At 54.4% G+C, this 16,728-nt stretch carries 15 protein-coding genes and 1 tRNA gene; 12 read left to right on the forward strand and 4 right to left on the reverse strand.

Annotated elements, in window-relative coordinates; translation table 11 throughout:
• Nucleotides 1-402: 402 nt before the first annotated feature.
• Entirely contained in the window at nt 403-2,292 is a 1,890-nt protein-coding gene (metG, locus tag LKI20_RS09745; protein WP_291773239.1) for a methionine--tRNA ligase, read from the reverse strand.
• Between the two features lie 191 nt (nt 2,293-2,483).
• Here metG and LKI20_RS09750 point away from each other — a divergent pair, with 191 nt between their 5' ends.
• Together LKI20_RS09750 and LKI20_RS09755 are read left to right on the forward strand one after the other, a co-directional pair.
• Nucleotides 2,484-3,122 (forward strand): hypothetical protein, encoded by a 639-nt coding sequence (locus LKI20_RS09750; RefSeq protein WP_291773241.1) that lies wholly within the window; start codon nt 2,484-2,486, stop codon nt 3,120-3,122.
• Complete coding sequence (locus tag LKI20_RS09755) at nt 3,115-3,522, forward strand: hypothetical protein (RefSeq protein ID WP_291773242.1); 408 nt, start codon at nt 3,115-3,117, stop codon at nt 3,520-3,522. The genes LKI20_RS09750 and LKI20_RS09755 overlap by 8 nt, the downstream gene beginning before the upstream one ends.
• A gap of 56 nt (nt 3,523-3,578) precedes the next feature.
• Here LKI20_RS09755 and rsmI read toward each other — a convergent pair whose 3' ends face one another.
• Nucleotides 3,579-4,643 (reverse strand): 16S rRNA (cytidine(1402)-2'-O)-methyltransferase, encoded by a 1,065-nt coding sequence (gene rsmI, locus LKI20_RS09760; RefSeq protein ID WP_291773244.1) that lies wholly within the window; start codon nt 4,641-4,643, stop codon nt 3,579-3,581.
• A 116-nt stretch (nt 4,644-4,759) separates the two neighbouring features.
• Here rsmI and LKI20_RS09765 point away from each other — a divergent pair, with 116 nt between their 5' ends.
• From LKI20_RS09765 to LKI20_RS09780, 4 genes are all read left to right on the forward strand, one after another.
• Nucleotides 4,760-6,331, forward strand: a complete 1,572-nt coding sequence (locus LKI20_RS09765) for a dolichyl-phosphate-mannose--protein mannosyltransferase (RefSeq protein WP_291773246.1) — start codon at nt 4,760-4,762, stop codon at nt 6,329-6,331.
• Between the two features lie 392 nt (nt 6,332-6,723).
• Nucleotides 6,724-7,446, forward strand: coding sequence for a DedA family protein (locus LKI20_RS09770; RefSeq protein ID WP_291773248.1), 723 nt, complete (start codon nt 6,724-6,726; stop codon nt 7,444-7,446).
• 86 nt (nt 7,447-7,532) lie between these two features.
• Nucleotides 7,533-7,605, forward strand: a tRNA-Ala gene (locus tag LKI20_RS09775).
• 191 nt (nt 7,606-7,796) lie between these two features.
• Nucleotides 7,797-9,116 carry a tyrosine-type recombinase/integrase gene (locus LKI20_RS09780; RefSeq protein ID WP_034253361.1) on the forward strand — a complete coding sequence of 440 codons (1,320 nt, stop codon included), beginning with the start codon at nt 7,797-7,799 and terminating at the stop codon, nt 9,114-9,116.
• 15 nt (nt 9,117-9,131) lie between these two features.
• Here LKI20_RS09780 and LKI20_RS09785 read toward each other — a convergent pair whose 3' ends face one another.
• Both LKI20_RS09785 and LKI20_RS09790 read right to left on the reverse strand, forming a co-directional pair.
• On the reverse strand, nt 9,132-9,617 hold the full coding sequence (locus tag LKI20_RS09785) for an ImmA/IrrE family metallo-endopeptidase (protein ID WP_051867423.1): 486 nt from the start codon (nt 9,615-9,617) through the stop codon (nt 9,132-9,134).
• A complete protein-coding gene (locus LKI20_RS09790; protein WP_034253364.1) occupies nt 9,607-9,996 on the reverse strand; it encodes a helix-turn-helix transcriptional regulator in 390 nt (129 codons plus the stop codon). The genes LKI20_RS09785 and LKI20_RS09790 overlap by 11 nt, the downstream gene beginning before the upstream one ends.
• A gap of 74 nt (nt 9,997-10,070) precedes the next feature.
• Here LKI20_RS09790 and LKI20_RS09795 point away from each other — a divergent pair, with 74 nt between their 5' ends.
• The 6 genes from LKI20_RS09795 to LKI20_RS09820 form a co-directional block, all read left to right on the forward strand.
• Nucleotides 10,071-10,382 (forward strand): hypothetical protein, encoded by a 312-nt coding sequence (locus LKI20_RS09795; protein ID WP_291773256.1) that lies wholly within the window; start codon nt 10,071-10,073, stop codon nt 10,380-10,382.
• Complete coding sequence (locus LKI20_RS09800; RefSeq protein ID WP_034253369.1) at nt 10,375-10,602, forward strand: hypothetical protein; 228 nt, start codon at nt 10,375-10,377, stop codon at nt 10,600-10,602. The genes LKI20_RS09795 and LKI20_RS09800 overlap by 8 nt, the downstream gene beginning before the upstream one ends.
• On the forward strand, nt 10,599-11,471 hold the full coding sequence (locus LKI20_RS09805; protein WP_273202519.1) for a helix-turn-helix domain-containing protein: 873 nt from the start codon (nt 10,599-10,601) through the stop codon (nt 11,469-11,471). Before LKI20_RS09800 ends, LKI20_RS09805 begins: the two co-directional genes overlap by 4 nt.
• A 130-nt stretch (nt 11,472-11,601) precedes the next feature.
• Nucleotides 11,602-15,804, forward strand: coding sequence for an LPXTG cell wall anchor domain-containing protein (locus tag LKI20_RS09810; protein WP_291773261.1), 4,203 nt, complete (start codon nt 11,602-11,604; stop codon nt 15,802-15,804).
• A gap of 85 nt (nt 15,805-15,889) precedes the next feature.
• On the forward strand, nt 15,890-16,036 hold the full coding sequence (locus tag LKI20_RS09815; RefSeq protein WP_156958303.1) for a hypothetical protein: 147 nt from the start codon (nt 15,890-15,892) through the stop codon (nt 16,034-16,036).
• Between the two features lie 133 nt (nt 16,037-16,169).
• The coding region (locus LKI20_RS09820) for a lytic transglycosylase domain-containing protein (RefSeq protein WP_291773265.1) at nt 16,170-16,728 on the forward strand (559 nt) is incomplete at its 3' end.

A 16,728-nucleotide genomic window follows, 5' to 3' on the forward strand; every position in this document is an offset into this window, starting at 1 on the left:
GAGATTTTTTGGTAGCTGTTCGCTTCTCGCGCAGTAATTAGATATACAGACTTATCAGGAGTATCAGCTCAGAAAAAGGATAAGCCCGGTGGAGGGAGCCACCGGGCTTGAGAGAAGAGAGAAGAAGGGTTCAATTATGGGGTTCTGGGATGAACCTCGCCAACCTGTTAGCTGCTGACATCTCTTATATAAACAGCGCTTTCTTAGAAATATGATGCGGTATTCTCAAAAAAGCCTGTGAATCTTGTAACCACAGTGTGCGCATCGCCGCCATCATGTTCTGATCACTCATTCACCACCGTGGAGACTCTGGTAAGTAGAGTCTCCAGTGCACTGTGCTGTTGCCAGAACGTGAATTCTATGCAGTCTTGCGTGCCTCACTGAATGATTCATACTGCTATATCAATTGTCCTTGTTACCGGTGCCTTTGGAATTCTCCAATTTAGCTTTTTCACTTGCAAGCCTCTCAGCTTCTTTCGTGCGACGAGCATCAAGTTCAGCTTGGAAGCGGTCCAATTCCTCTTGCACAGCCTCTTTAGGAATCTTTGCAAAAATCGGCGTTGGTTTGGCGATAGGCGTGCCATCTACGATGGCTTCGCGCTTCCACGGATGAACATTTTCACCGAGACGATACTGCCCTGTGATAATTGGGTAGCGGAATCCTGGTTTGTCGAGATCTTCAACTTCTTCAATATGCGGCAGCGGGGAGAATACTCCTGTACCTCCCATGGTCTCGTGCACACGTTGAGCTGAGTGCGGCAAGAAGGGTGCTAGCAAAATATTCGCATCCACGACAGCCTGAGCAGCTGTATGCAGCACAGCAGCTAAACGTTGCTCATCGTCTTTGATCTTCCACGGTTCCATTGCTGATATATATCGGTTGATAGCTCCAACAGTAGCCATCGCCTCGCCCAGAGCCGCCTTTTGGCGATGATGCTCTATCAAGTCACCAACCTTGTCAAAAGCGTGCGCTGTGAGCTCAAGCAATGCGGTATCTTCGTCTTGGAGCGTTGAAGTATCGACTGTAGGGATGCAACCAAAATCTTTGTGTAGCAGGTTCGCTACGCGATTGACCAAGTTACCCCAGCTTGCTGCCAACTCTTCATTATTGTGTCGCACAAATTCTGCCCAAGTGAAATCTGCATCAGAGTTTTCTGGACCTGCAATAGAAATGTAGTATCGCACCGCATCAACCTGATATCTTGCGAGGATATCTTTCACATAAATCACAATGCCACGCGACGAGCTGAATTTCTTTCCCTCCATCGATAGGAATTCACTCGCGACAACTTCTTCAGGAAGATTCAACTTACCAAAATCGCCAGCTTCTCCACCTTTTGAGCCTTCACCGTCATAAGCCAATAGTTCGGAAGGCCATATCTGAGAGTGGAAAGTGATGTTATCTTTGCCCATAAAATAATATCCGAGTGCTTGCGGATCGTTCCACCATTTACGCCAAGCTTCGGGGTCTGCCTGACGGCGTGCCCACTCGATAGAAGCAGACAAATACCCGATTACAGCGTCAAACCACACGTACAGTTTCTTATTAGGATTATCAATCCAGCCATCAACAGGAACAGGAATACCCCAATCAATATCACGAGTGATAGCGCGAGGCTTGACTTCCTTAAATAGCCCAATGGAAAAGTTAATGACATTGGTACGCCAACCTTCACGGCTTTTCAGCCAAGTGAGATTAGCTTCAGCAAGAGCCGGAAGGTCCAAGAAGAAATGCTCAGTTTCCTCAAAAATCGGAGTTTCACCGTTGATCTTCGATACCGGATTAATCAATTCATCAGGATCTAGTTCATTACCGCAGTTATCACATTGGTCACCGCGAGCACCTGAAGCGCCACAAATAGGACAGGTACCCTCGATATATCGGTCTGGCAAAGTCCTGCCTGTAGATGGTGAGATGGCTACTTGCTGCTTGTCTTTGTATATATATCCATTATTCAGGCACTGTTTGAACATCTCTTGCACCACATGCTCATGATTGGCAGTGGTAGTGCGAGTGAACAAATCATAGCTCAGTCCAAGATCGCACAAATCCTTAGCAATTACCCTGTTATAGCGGTCGGCAAGCTGCTGAGGACTTACACCCTCTGCTTCTGCTTGAACAAGGATTGGGGTACCATGCTCGTCTGTTCCTGAGACCATCAGGACATCGTTGCCCTTCATGCGCTCATAGCGGGCATAGACATCGGATGGAACGCCGAAACCTGCGACGTGCCCGATATGACGTGGTCCATTGGCATACGGCCAAGCGACAGATACAAGGATATGACTCATAATCCTTGATTATTGGCGGCGGCGAGGACAGCAAGCGTTAAACCGAACTAATCGGGATTATTGATACTAATTACACTCATTTGAACGCCAATTATTCACATTTATGAACGAAATACAGACAGTCTATCCACATTTCCACATATCTGCTTCAGGTCCTCGAATAATAATCCATTTGGGCATATCTTCCCATCATGACAGAAACACAACAACACCTCAGCATGAGAACCACCAGTAAGCCAACAGTGGACCACGGACTGTCCAAAAAGTCAGCACTGATCTTCGCTCACGACCTTCCTGGACCTATGAGTATGAAACGCTTATGTGACCTTGGGATATTAATCCCGTTAGAAGGAACAACAGCTTTTCTCAATTCGGACGCCGAAACTCTATATGGACGAGCATCCATTGCTGCCTGTGTAGTACCCACCGGAGCGGCCGCGTGCACACTGTTAGCCACATGGATCTGGTCGGGTGGCTCATTTCCTAAAACTATTGATATCATTTCTCGCTCGCACTACCGAGCTCCTGTACACGGTCATCTCATCCGAGTGTATAACCGAAATATTCCTCCGGATCATCTCAGACGGATGGGCAAACTCCTAGTCACATCACCGATTCGAACTGCTTGCGATTTGGCTTGTGACAATGATTCAGGTGATAGTCAAGAACTACTGCTTGTTATATCTGACCTACTCCATCGACAACATCTCACTCCTTCGGCTTGTCTTGCTCTGCTGTCAAGTAACTCACGTTGGCCTGGTCATGCTAAAGGAGTGAAGATGTTTACCGAGATGAAACTCGATTTCGACACATTGGGCAATCATGTCTAAACACCATTCTCCACATGACGCCAAGCGCAAACGAAGCCAACATCAACAGCATCGCCAGCGCTTAGACAAGCTTCAACAGGAGGAAATTACGTATGCGCAGAATATCACCGCTGGGATGCAAAGCCATCTATCCCCTCCTGAGCCTCCGCCTCAACCCAGTCCGGCAGTTGCATGTGACCCATCCACTCCACTTAATGTCTTATGGGAATTCGCACGAGAATACCCCAATCTCAGGTATTGGATTGTTGCCAACCCAACTGCAACACCCGAGATACTTGAATTCATTGCTCAACAAGGTGGACCAGGTGTTGCATATGGCCTTGGTATATTGCTCGAGTCCCTAGAATTCGATACATCGAAACGAACGAACACCAACACCTTGCTGGGGCACCCTGCTTAGCGAGGAGATTTCACATACGTGCATTGAATTAAGTGAAGATTATTCTTGAGTAACGCTTAATTCTTAAGTGCTAGCACAGCAGTGTATACATCTTTACGATTTGGCAGTGAACCATCAGGCAAAGGATGCTCCGCGACAACTTGTGCAATTGCCTCTTTGATGCGTAAACCATTTTCTAGGGCTCGGTCGATAGACAACACCGCAAGATCTTCTACTGGTAATGCTGCAGGAGCCGCGGCTAAAGCTTCATCTTCTGAAGCTCCAGCAACAACAAGCACCATCTCGCCGCGGGGAGGATTCTCGGCTATCGATTTGACTATGCCAGAAATTGTAGATCTTCGAACCTCTTCATAATCTTTGGTTAACTCTCTGCACAAGGCCATAGGACGATTAGGACCAAACGCCTCCAACAAATCCTTCATCGAATCATCAATGCGATGAAGAGTTTCATAAAACACCATGGTACGTAGCTCAGCTTGCATAGTTCTGAGATATTGCACTCGCTCCGCATGTTTACGAGGAAGAAAACCTTCATAACAGAAGCGATCCGTAGGCAAACCAGAAAGAGCGAGAGCGTCGAGCACAGCACTAGGACCGGGGGCGCAGGTGACAGGAATATTCCGCTCGATTGCCCGACGGACAATCGCCAGACCAGGATCATTAATAGTTGGCATGCCCGCATCAGACACAACCACAACACAAGCGCCCTGCTCAACTTGGTCTAGAAGCCCGTCTGACTTCGCACGTTCATTGTGATCGTGGTAAGCGATGACTCTGCCCTTAACATGCACCCCTAAGCGATTTGCTAAATCAAATAATCTACGCGTATCTTCAGCTGCAACAATGTCAGCATCTTGCAGAAGAGCAATAAGCCGTGTCGAAGCATCGTGAATATTGCCAATAGGCGTTGCCGCCAACACCACAGTTCCCTCTGGTACGAGCCTGTCCGATATTGCTTGTTGAGTTACTATTTCTCTGCCTTCATCCGTAGCTTCTTCTTCAGACAACTCCACTCCCCTATAACTAGTGTCTTTCGCAACTTGCTGCTGCACCACATCTGTAGAGATTATGGTATCGAATTCAGCAAATTGTTGTGTGGATTGAGCAGACTTGGTTTGCATAGCTCCAGTATCCTCTAATCTTGATGCTGATGGGCTTTGCAAAAACGACTTCTCAAAAAAATCTGACGCGCGACCTGCAGCTGTTGCTGCACCCGAGATGGCTCGGACCTCGGCTGATGGGGTGGCTACTTCCTATACTCATGGCCGTTTTCGGCGGTGCTTTACGCTTTGTTCGCCTAGGATCACCACACTCTGTAGTGTTTGACGAAACCTACTACGTCAAAGATGCATGGACCATGCTCATGACTGGCGAAGCTAGAAATTGGCCTAAAACGCTCAGCCCAGCAAATATCCCAATCGACACGTTGTTCGCTCAGGGCGACACGAATCAATGGTTAGCAAGCGCTGAATATGTTGTGCACCCTCCTATTGGCAAATGGATGATTGCTATAGGGCTGAAACTATTCGGGGGCGCCGATAGCGCTTTTGCTTGGCGCTTTTCAACGGCACTGGTGGGCACATTGGCCATCTTGGTATTGTGTCGCGTCGCGTTACGACTGTTCCATAACCTTCCCATCGCACTCATGGCTGGATTCCTGCTATCTATAGATGGCCTAGGAATTACCATGAGTCGCACATCACTGCTCGACAACTTCATCATGATTTTTGTCCTCTGTGCCTTTGCATGCTTGCTCGCACATAGGGATAGAAGTGTGGAGAAATTACAAGCAGCTTATCTGGTTGACTCACAGAAACGCAGCGCAAGATTCATACCTGTAGCCCACCGTTGGGGAAAAGATAAACACCACACTCGTTTCGTTCTCAATGAAACCGGACCAGTCATATTTTTCTCATGGTGGCGTGTTGTAGCAGCGGTGTTTCTGGGTCTCGCCACTGGAACCAAGTGGTCCGGAATATATTTCTTTGCCGCCTTCGCTGTGCTCACGGTTATGTGGGATGCCTGGGAACGACGACAGGCAGGTTATCGTTCATGGTTCTTGAGCGGTATTTGGAAAGATGGCCTATTCACCGGATTGATGATGTTGCCAATCTGGGCTGGGACATACTTAGCTTCTTGGACCAGTTGGTTTATGCACTCTGACAGCTATATGCACAACTGGGCAGCAGAAAACCCTAGTGAAGGCATTACCTGGTTACCTGAATCTTTGCGTTCCTTCGTTGAATACCACAGGCAGATGTGGGACTTCCACACCACACTGGAAACACCCCACAGTTATATGGCAAACCCCCTCACATGGCCTTTGCAAACCAGACCGACAAGCTTCTACTGGGAAGAACTTAACAATCATCCTGGCTTGTGTTCGATTGCCCAAAATTCAAAATGCATTAGCGCTATCACTTCATTGGGGAATCCCCTGTTGTGGTGGCTCGGATCAGCTTGTGTACTCATCGGCATAGTCGTTGCTGCAATAATCCGACAAGGCGATTGGCGAATCTGGGCAGTTCTCATAGGATTCATCGGCGGCTGGCTTCCGTGGGCACAATACCTGCATCGCACCACTTTCACCTTCTACTCGATCGTGATTTTGCCTTGGATCGTATTAGCCATCTGCTACATGGCCGATTGGCTAAGGCAGAATGTGAAAACATCCACCTACCATGGCGTTGTTTGGGGCACTTTGGGGATTCTTGCTGTGGTGTCGCTCTTCTTCTATCCAATATGGACCGCAATGCCCGTACCTTATGAGTTCTGGCTGGTGCATATGTGGTTTCCTAGCTGGATTTAGACCAGCTAGGAAACCACATATGCACCCTCGCGTCCTTTGCAGGCGCTCACCGAGCCTATCCAAAGCGCACCGCGCTTTGGATTTAACGGCTCAGCTTATGTGGTTTCCTAGTTGGATTTAGAGACTTAACTATGCACATAGTGCATCACCGTCGAAGTTTGTTTCGTTTGTGTAGGGATTTATTGCAAGAAGCTCGAATAGAGCGCAGAACAAGTACCGTCATTCCGCCATTTCTGAGCAATATACGTTGGTTTATACTTTGGAATCCCTACACAACTGCTATTCAACGGACATTAGTGCGCACTTGACAGAAGAAACCATAGATTAACTGGTATTGTGGCTGTGCTGTAGGAGCGCAATACCGAATATGTTTTGTATGATGGGATGTTCACATGGGGTTTATCAACTGGCTGCTCGAATTGCTCAAGGACCCTCGGAGCGCAATTGCCGGATGGATATCATTAGGTTTAGTACCTGCGTATACGTTTATTTTCCTAATAATTTTCATTGAAACCGGCGTAGTGTTCATGCCTTTCCTGCCCGGGGATTCGTTACTCTTCGCTGCGGGAGTTTTCGCGCATGATCCCAAGAGTGGATTAGAACTCTCTGTATTGCTGCCAGTAGTCTGGCTAGCTCCCGTTATCGGTGACCAATGCAATTATTTCATCGGACACTTCTTTGGACGACGTATCATACAGTCTGGCAAAGTTAAAGCCATGACTCCTGAACGTATAGCCAAAACGGAGAGAATGATTGAGAAATGGGGTCCTATAGCTGTATTCCTGGGGCGTTTCTTCCCATTCATTCGTACCTTTATGCCTTTCATCTCAGGTATCTCCGGCATGCGTTGGGCACGATTCACACCATTCAGTGTTCTTGGCGGAGTGATTTGGTCAACCTTGTTCACACTCTTAGGATTCTTCTTCGGCGGTATTCCAGTGGTACAAAAGCACTTCGAAGTAGTTATCATCCTTATCTTGGCTGTGTCACTACTGCCAACCATAATCGGGCTGCTCAAGGCCAAGTTTGGGCATAAGAAGACATCTGGAGAAACTCTAACCGCTGACGAGACCAATGCCATCGCTACTGCAGATGATGACACTAAGAAGAACTGAGATATGCCACTGACGCGAATTGCGAATGGGCACCCTCTGCGCTAAAGTGGCATCCGTTGTCCTGCCGAGCAAGACAACACCCAATCGGGGCTATAGCTCAGTTGGTAGAGCGCTTCGTTCGCATCGAAGAGGTCGGGAGTTCGACTCTCCCTAGCTCCACGGTTATCAAAGGGCCGGTCCGTCGTGACCGGCCTTTTTTGTTGCCATTTCAGTGTTTTCCCCTTGTGCTTCCATGGTTTCCCGGTTGGTCTGTCTTGACGTGCAATGCCGTGTTTTCGCTTGCTGTTTCCTGTTTGGCGTGGTAATTCATGTGGTAAAAGCAGCATGGTTCACGGGTGCAGGAGGATGTTATGACTCGGAGATTCGGTACGCTTCGGCACAAGAGCAATCGGACGAGCGCGTGGATAGAGGCGAGTTATCTGACGCCCTTCTGGGCTTTTGATAAGTGGCCTGGATTGAGGGAGCGTCAGTATGCCAGCTTCGACATCGAAGACGAGGCCGGTGCACTGGTGTGGCTCAGGGACGCCAAGCTTCGTATCGACGCCCATTCATGGCAGCCTGAAAGGGAGATCCTTCGGGAACAGCAGCGTCGCTCGTTGACCTTCGCGCAATACTTTGAACAATGGCTGGGTCTGCGGCGTACCCGGTCGGGCGACCAACTCCAGGCAGGCACGGTCTACAGGATACGCAAGGACGCGACGAACCATATCCTCCCGTTTTTCGGCAAACGCCGATTGGCCGAGATTACGAGCCGTGATGTGGATCGGTGGTGGGACGGGTTGGATCACTCGCAGCGCAGCATGTGCATCAATGCACTCAAAGTGCTCAAGAGCGTGTTGGCATCCGCCAGCAGTCCCGGACCTGATGGGGAAAGCCCCCTGATTCCCAGGAATCCCTGCACCATCATGACACCATCACAGCGTCGCAACACCGAGACGGTGCCCGCCACGATCGCACAGGTACGCATGATCTACGAGGCCATGCCCGAACGGTATCGCGCGGCGGTGTACATCGCCGTATTCTGCAACGGCCCTCGCATCGGCGAGATCTGCGCGCTCACCAGAAGCAGCATCGATCTGGACCATATGGTGCTTCATATTCGTACGAGCCGCAAGACCATTGGACCGGAGCTGATCGGCAGCACCAAAACCGAGCACAGTGAACGCGATGAGAGCATACCCCCACAATTGAAACCAATGATGGAGACGCTGGTCGACCTTACCGGTCCCGAAGCTGGTGCTTTTATTTTCCCCGGTGTCACTGACAGTTCAGCCCCGTTGCACCCCAACACGCTCAGAGGCTGGTATGACAAGGCCAGAATCCAGGCAGGGCGCAAGGATCTTCGTTTCCATGATTTGCGTCATACGGCGTTGACGTTGCTGGCCCAGCAGGGTGCAACGGTGCGTGAGATCATGGATGCGGCCGGTCATTCGGATCCGCAGACCGCGATGCGGTATCAGCACAGTGTCCAGTCGCGGTCAAGGTACCTCGCCCGCCAGGTAGGCTCGCTCATTCCCGGTGATGATACCGTCGAGTCGCTGCGCTCCCGTATAGAGGATAATGATCAGCGCATACAGGAACTCAGAAAGCAGAACGAACAGCTGTCATCACAACTCTCCACCGCCATGATGCGGCATGAAACGGGCAAACAAGCGAAGAAGCAAGGCTGATTCCTCCCCTGGCTGTCAGATGCCACCCGTCGATCTTCGGCTTTGGCAAAATGCCTGTTGCCGACGGTCTGTCATGGCAGGGACCATTGCGAGGTAGTTGCGGAAGTCTTCGATGACTTGCACGGTGACGTCCAGTTCGCAGGCGATGGCGTAGGTGTCGCCGTCGTATTCGTTCTCGGCGAGGGCGTATTCGCACGGCCGTATGAGCTTGGATGCGGTTTCCATGCGGGTGTGCCGCTCGATCTTCGAGCCCAGGGTTCCCGAACAGGTTTCATCGGCGTGCTCCCAGTGCACGAGTTCGTGTGCCAGGGTGCAGCGTTGCTGGGCGCTGATGAGCCGCTGGTCTATGAGGATGAGCTTCGTTGCTTCATCGTATATTCCGGTGAGATCCCCCGGAAGCAGGGTGTTGACGACGCTCACGTCGAGGTGCTCGGTGTCGTTGATGATCTGCGTGTATGTCCGGTGCAGGAAATCGGGGAGGATGCGCCTGTTATCGTCCATCGCCGCCTGCCGCCTCAGCCCATTTGTTGGGGTCGTGCGATGCCGCGAGCCTGACGTCATGGTTGCCTATCTTGTTGAGCACGTACGCTGTCTTGTCCGCTTCGGACAGTTCGCTGGGCTGCGGCTCCCCAAGGGTGACGGGTCCGCGCTGGTCGCGTTCGATGAACGCTTCGGCGGATTGGATGAGTTCGTGGGGGTAGACGCCGAACACTTCGGCGAGTTGGGCGAGTTGGGTGACCTTGATGTCACGCTCGTTCTTGAGGATGCGGATCAAAGTGCGTTCGGGGACGCCCGAGCGTTCCGCGAGCCGTTTGATCGTCAGCCCCGCAGCCGATCGTTCGGATGCTATGGTCTTCGCTGTAGCTTCGTTCATGTCCATATGGACACTCTATAACACTGAACAGTCATTATCAAGTCCTATATGGGCACCTCCGATATTGACATGCTGCCTGTTTGGGCATTACCATGTCTTTCATGGACAGTTCAAGTTTCGCGACACTCGTCGCGCACCATGTCGCGGCGGTCATCACCCGGTCGGGCGCTTCCGTGCTGCGTGCCTCGCAGCTGACGGGGATCCCTCGGGTGACTTTGATCCGTCGGCTGCGCTTCCCCTCCACGTCACCGTTCGATGTGCATGAGCTGGAGATGCTGGCGCGAGCCTTCCATGTCGACATCGAGACACTGGTGAGCCCCGACGAAGAGACGGCCACACCGGTGCCGGACACGCATCACGGGGTTGCGGGAGAAGGGGCCGATCATGAGTAGCGGTGGCGGGTTCGTGCCGAAGTGGGTGAATCTGAGTGAGGCGTCGCTCATGCTGGGCATGGATCGTCGCCAGATCCTCAAGCTCGGCAGGGAGGGTGTGCTGCGCGTATGCCAGCCCTCACGCCAGTATCGGGTGTCCACGGACAGCATCGAGCATCTGGACGAACGGCTCGTCGAGGTGCGCAGCACCACGAGGATCCATCGCAGGCGACGCTCATGAGTCTGCGCAGCATGCTGTGGGCGTTGAACGAGGCGCCCACGGGCAAGGACGCGACCGCGAAGGTGATCCTGATCGCCTTGGGTGATTACGCCAATCCCGACGGCACCGGCGCCTACCCCAGCCTGACGACGCTGTCCCGGATCGCCGAGGTGTCACGCCGCACGGTGCAGTACAAGCTGCGCCTGCTGGAACGGTCCGGAGCGATACGGCACGGCGACCAGCGGCTCGCCTCGTACCTGCCCGGCAATCATCGCCCCACGGTATGGGACCTGAACCTGCGAACAACGAGACACCGGGCGGAGGACACGACCGTTACGGGTGCAGATCCTGCACCCGTGGATGTTCACAGGGATGCAGCAAGCGCTGTCCAGGGGTGCAATCACAGCCCCGTAGACATGCAACACGGTGCGCACGAACCATATAACCCGACCAATAACCCGGGTGAGAAACTTCCCCACCGTCGACGCCGACCCACGATGAGCGGAATCGGCGACTGGCGGCCTGATAGTGCGCACCACGCTCTCGCCACCACCCTTGGTCTGGACTGTGATGCGGAGTTTGCGAAATTCCGTGACCGTTGCCTCTCCTCGGCACAGGTCAGTGCCGACTGGGATGCCAGTTTCCGCAACTGGCTCAGACGCGGCCTTGAACTCAACCTCACGGTCAAGGCCCGCCACCCATCCGGCCATGCTCACACGCACACCTGGAAATGCACGCACGTGCTCGCCTTGCTGCGCAGGGACGAGGAGAACGCCACTCCCGACGGTCTCGCGGTCACCCTGGCCAAACTGTTGAACACGGGCATCACCGGCATCCAGGCACTGCAACGGTTGGGTTTGCCGACCGACGATGACCTGTCCACGCCGTGACGTGTCCGCACGCACGGCGAACACCAAGTGCGTCCCCGCTACCGCGGTTCTCTTTTGCCGGATGAACGCGATAGCAGGGGCCTGTTAGGGCAACCCATAAGGGGCTGCCCCTTAATGATAAGGGAAGAATATGAGGAATTGGAAGAAGGGAGCGACCGTAGCGGCTGCCTTGGTCGCTGCACTTTCCACATCGGTTTCACCGCTTGCCGCGTATGCTGACGGTGGCGGCGGATCAGGTGGCGGCGGCACAGGTTCCGGTGGTAACGGTCAGATCAGTTTCACTTACCAAGACAGTTATGGTGCTCCCACACTAGGGAATGTGGATATAGCGTTGGCCGCGATGGGATTGACTTCCTATAACGACGCTTCACATCCTGCGGATGCGTCAGCGAATACAGCGTTGAATAGTGCGGTCAGTGAATGCCAGTCTCGTTATGCTACCAAGCATAACGGTGACACGAATGCCGGTTGCAGATTGGTGAGCGTTGGTGCGGTTTCCACTGACGGAAAGTACACCGGCAGCACAGGCGGCTTCACTACATCGCAATGGGCTTCTGCCTGGAATGCCGAGACACAGGGTAAAAGCTACTCACATGAAGGCGTGGCCTATCAGACCACCACACCATTCTCCAATGGTGTGACCACCATCAATGCTCTGGTGGCACGCGAGGCCGCGAAGACACCAGGAATCATTGTCATCGTCCTTTCCAGCGACGAACCACCGGTTGCATACAAGCTTTCCGTGTCCACCAAGCAGGCGTCTGCCGCCTCGATGAAGGTGGGTTCCACCGCTGCCGTGCATGACGTGATCACCACGTCTAATGGTGGTTCCTCGCTGAGCGAGAACCTTACGGCGAAGGTCATCATGCACTATGACGGGCAGAGGAACGGGTACGTGGCCGCGAGAAGCGTGACGAAGAGCATGGCCATCCGTAATGATGGTTCGAAGAACTCGCCCGATTTCACGCCTTCCGACTTTGGCATGTCGCATTGGCAGGAAGGCACGTACTGGTTTGACGTGCAGGTTGCCAGGCAGGGGAAGATGCAGGCTGCCGTGGATACCACGGATCGTGAGGCTGCCGAATCGTTCCCCGTGGCTGCGGTGCCTCCCGTGAAGCCTTCGAAGAGCATCGAGGACGGCACGTCCACCGACCGGATGGTGAACCGCACGACGATCACGACCGGTACTGGTCGCGGCGGCTACGAGATGACCATCCAGGACAAGATCACACCTAATGGCGTGAACTATTCCATCGACAACTGCAAGCTGGTGGATACCACGAGTGGTGCCGACGTTTCCGGCGATTTCACGATCACCTGGGATAAGAGCGCGAACACGGTGACCGCCGCGCGTACGGCGTCCAGGGGCGAGATGCCGTTGGACCGCACCTATGCGTTCAGCTTCGATGTGACGGTTGCCAAGCCTGACTTCTCCAAGGTCGATGATGTGGCTTCGGTCAAGTGGAATCAGGAGCCGAGCGTGAACACGGATGACAAGTCGTTCCCGACCTGGCGTCCCAACCCCGACAAGTCCTGGATCAAATACGTGGATGGCAAGTGGCAGGCCGTGATCGACCCGTCCAGAAGCAACCAGACCGGTGCCGACACCGAGACCTTCCTTGACGGCGATACGGTCGGTTCCGTGGTCAACGGCACGGTTGCCGCGAACCTGATCCAGGCTCCTACGAAGTTGACTCTGACGGATGATTGGGCGAAGGCTGACTACATCTTCGATGCGGCCGACGCCTCGAAAATTCGAGTTTATGCGGCTGACGCGAGCAGTGAGAAGCAGTCCAGTGTCGCGGACATCGCCAACACGGGCACGGACGTGACCGACCAGTTCACCATCACCGTGAACGGTACGACTGCCACTGCAACCGCTAAGGCAGATTACCTTGCTTCGTTGAAGGGTCTGGCGAAGGCTCAGCAGATTACCCTGCTGATCCCAGGAACCATCAATTTCGCCAATGGCGGGGGTGCCAAGCAGGTGCGCTCCGACTTCGGCAAGAACGCCGGCGACGAGCTGACGTTCTGCACAAATCCACCCAGCGATGAATCGCCAGTGACGTATTCCTCGCTATCGACTGGTACCGCTGGCGCGGGTTTGACGAATGCAGGTTCCGAAACGGTGAACAAGCAGACCGAGGATACGAACGAGCCTGAGATCTGCTGCTATGTGCCACCGGTCACGAAGGATGTGCTGGCCGAAGCCTCACAGGGCGGCGACCAGTCCAGCGTGGACGGCAAGACCGTGTTCCCCGGCCAGAAGGTCGAATACAAGCTTGAGACCACGCCGAAACTTCCCGCGAACCTCGCCTATCAGGTGACGAACGTGGGTGTGACGGACAGTTACGACCAGTATCTGAACGTGGACAAGCAGACCTTGGAGGTCACCGACCTGAACACGGGCAATATCATCCCCAAGAGCCAGTACACCGGCACCTGGGACGGCACCGCGCACACGGTTCGCATCGCGTTCTCCGACGCCTGGGTGAAGGCCAACTGGAAGGCCGGCTCGAACCCGAGGATCATCGTGCGGTTCGAGGGCACGGTCTCCAAGGATGCTCCCGCGAACACGAAGGTGGACAACCAGTGGAAGTTGACGCTGAACAACAGCATCACTCCGTCGAACATCGTGGAGAACACGCCTCCCGACGACAATCCCTCCAAGCAGGACACTCAGAAGGATGCGAAGATCAACATCGACGGCAAGACCGCCGTGCTGGGCGACAGGATCTACTATCGGGTCAACCTCGATGCCTCGAAGCTGGACAACACCGCGTATGTGGTGCAGCGTCTGGGCATGGTCGATGATTATGACCAGGAGTATTTGAAGCTCGACACGACGGCGATCCAGGTGCTTGACGCCCAGGGCAGTGACGTGACCGGCAAGTTCAACATCCAGGAGAAGGATGGTGTGCTGTACGCCTTCTTCAAGACGGTGGACACGACCATTCCCGCCACGGGCGAGACCGTGCTGGGCGACCCGCAGTCGTCGGACCTGAAGGCGTATTCGACCGAGAAGCTGGATCCGCTCGCCTCTCCCGCCATCGACCAGAAGGTGCTTGGACAGACCTACCAGATCGTGCTGCCGATGACGGTGAAGGCCGTCAAGGACGGTTACACGGTGAAGAACACTGCGATCCAGGTCACCGACAACGAGCAGAAGCTCACCAACACCGTGTCCAACCCGTTGAAAGAGATCAACCCCTCCAAGGATGTGACGGTCAACGTGGGAGGCGCTTCGGCCGACGGTCAGAGCATCTACCTGAACCACCTGTTCCTCTACCAGTTGGACAGCTCTACGCTGCATACGAATCGTGCGTACAAGGAGATCACCGACTGGAAGATCACGGACGGCTACGACCAGTCGCACGACCGGTACACCGGCCAGTGGGCGGTGTACGCCACCAAGGATGTGGTCGAATACCAGGACGGCAAGGCCGTGACTTTGGCCGAGAAGAGTGACCGGATCGCCGGCAGTGGCGTGGACTCCACGAAGTTCGGTGGAGACCTGTTCACGGCATCCGATAAGGACGGTGTACTCACGGTGACCGCCACGGCTCGATACCTCGCCATCGCCTCGTCCAACGACACCAGTGAGCAGGGGTGGCGTGCCTACGTGCAGATGGAACGTATCAAGACCGGTGACGTGAAGAACCAGTTTGTTGAAACGCTCAACGGCCAGGACAGGCCGTCGAACGTGGTGGTCACCCATACTCCTGATCAGACGCCTTCCATCAGCATCGAGAAATACGATGCGAAGAGCGGCATGAAGGCCGGGGATCGCAATACGCCAAGCGATGCCTTGAATGTGACGGGTGACACCGAGATCGTGTTCCATATCACCAACACCGGCAAGGCCAGTCTCTCGAAGATCGACTTGAAGGACGCGACCATCACAGGTTCCGGCACGGTCGTGGACTTCACGTATCCGGCCAACTGGAACACGCTCGTGTTGAAGCCCGGAGCGTCGGTGGACGTCACCGGCACGTTGAAGGGCATCAGGAGCAACGACCATCACACGGATCGTGCGAAGGTCACCGCGCAGCCGATCATCGACTGCCCGGCCGTCGACACCGACCCATTCGACGGCAAGAACCCAACGGCCGACCCGGACAAGGTGTGCTATGACACTGCGATCAGCGCGAAGGACGATTGGAACGGCTACGTCAAGGCCGCCGCGTCCAAGTCCCTGGCGAAGACCGGTGCCGACATGCTCTGGGTGGTTGTGGCCGTGATCCTGTTCGCCGGCGCAGGCGCGGGAATCATCGTCTCCCGCCGCCGCATGGCTGATACCGGCAAGCATGAGGATCCTCGTAACGCCCGGTGATCAGGCGCTTGCCTCGCCTGATGCTCTGTCGGGCGAGGCATCCCATCCTCAATCCTCAACAATTTCCTGTGAAAGGAGACGAAACATGGTGTGGATCGTTATCGCCGTGGGAATCTCATTCATGCTGCTCATGGTCCTCTCGCTATGCAGGGCTGCTGCCCTGGGAGACCGGCAGCTTGACGCCATAGCCGCAAGGCAACATCATCGCACTTCCTCCCACGCGGAGGACTGACGGATTCCCCATCCGTCATTACGAAGGCTGGCGCATCGTTACAGCCGGCCATATTTTGCCCTGTCTGCTTTCCCCAGGGGGCGGGGCATCCTTCATCTTCAAGAATTAGGACAAGCAGAGAATCGAGGATCTCATGGATACCAGTGATGGGCACGGCGCACATGCGGCCGTCGTCGCCATCGTGTCGGTTCTGGCCGTCCCGGTGCTGATCCTGATGCCTCTGCTGATGGTCTCGCTGCTTATGGGCGGTGGTATGACGCAGACCGGCGATTCGGTATCCAACGTGCCGGACCAGTATTTGGCCGATGTGCGCAAGGCGGGGAGTGTCTGCCAGACGGTCACCGCCCCTGTGATCGCGGCGCAGATCGAGACCGAAAGCAACTGGAATCCCGGTGCGGGCAGTCCCGCCGGGGCCAGGGGCATCGCCCAGTTCATGCCCGCGACCTGGGCGTCCGTCGGCAAGGACGGCGACGGTGACGGCAAGGCGGACATCCTCAACGCGCATGACGCGATATGGACCCAGGGCAACTACATGTGCGGCCTGGCCGCGCAGATCGACGGCATGAAGGCCAAGGGCCTGTTCTCCGGCGACACCCTGCAACTCGCCCTGGCGGCCTATAACGCGGGGATCGGTGCCGTGCAGCGGGCCAAGGGCATACCCGCCTTCCAGGAGACGCAGGCGTATGTGCAGA

The sequence above is a fragment of the Bifidobacterium sp. genome (assembly GCF_022647885.1).
Lineage (GTDB): Bacteria > Actinomycetota > Actinomycetes > Actinomycetales > Bifidobacteriaceae > Bombiscardovia.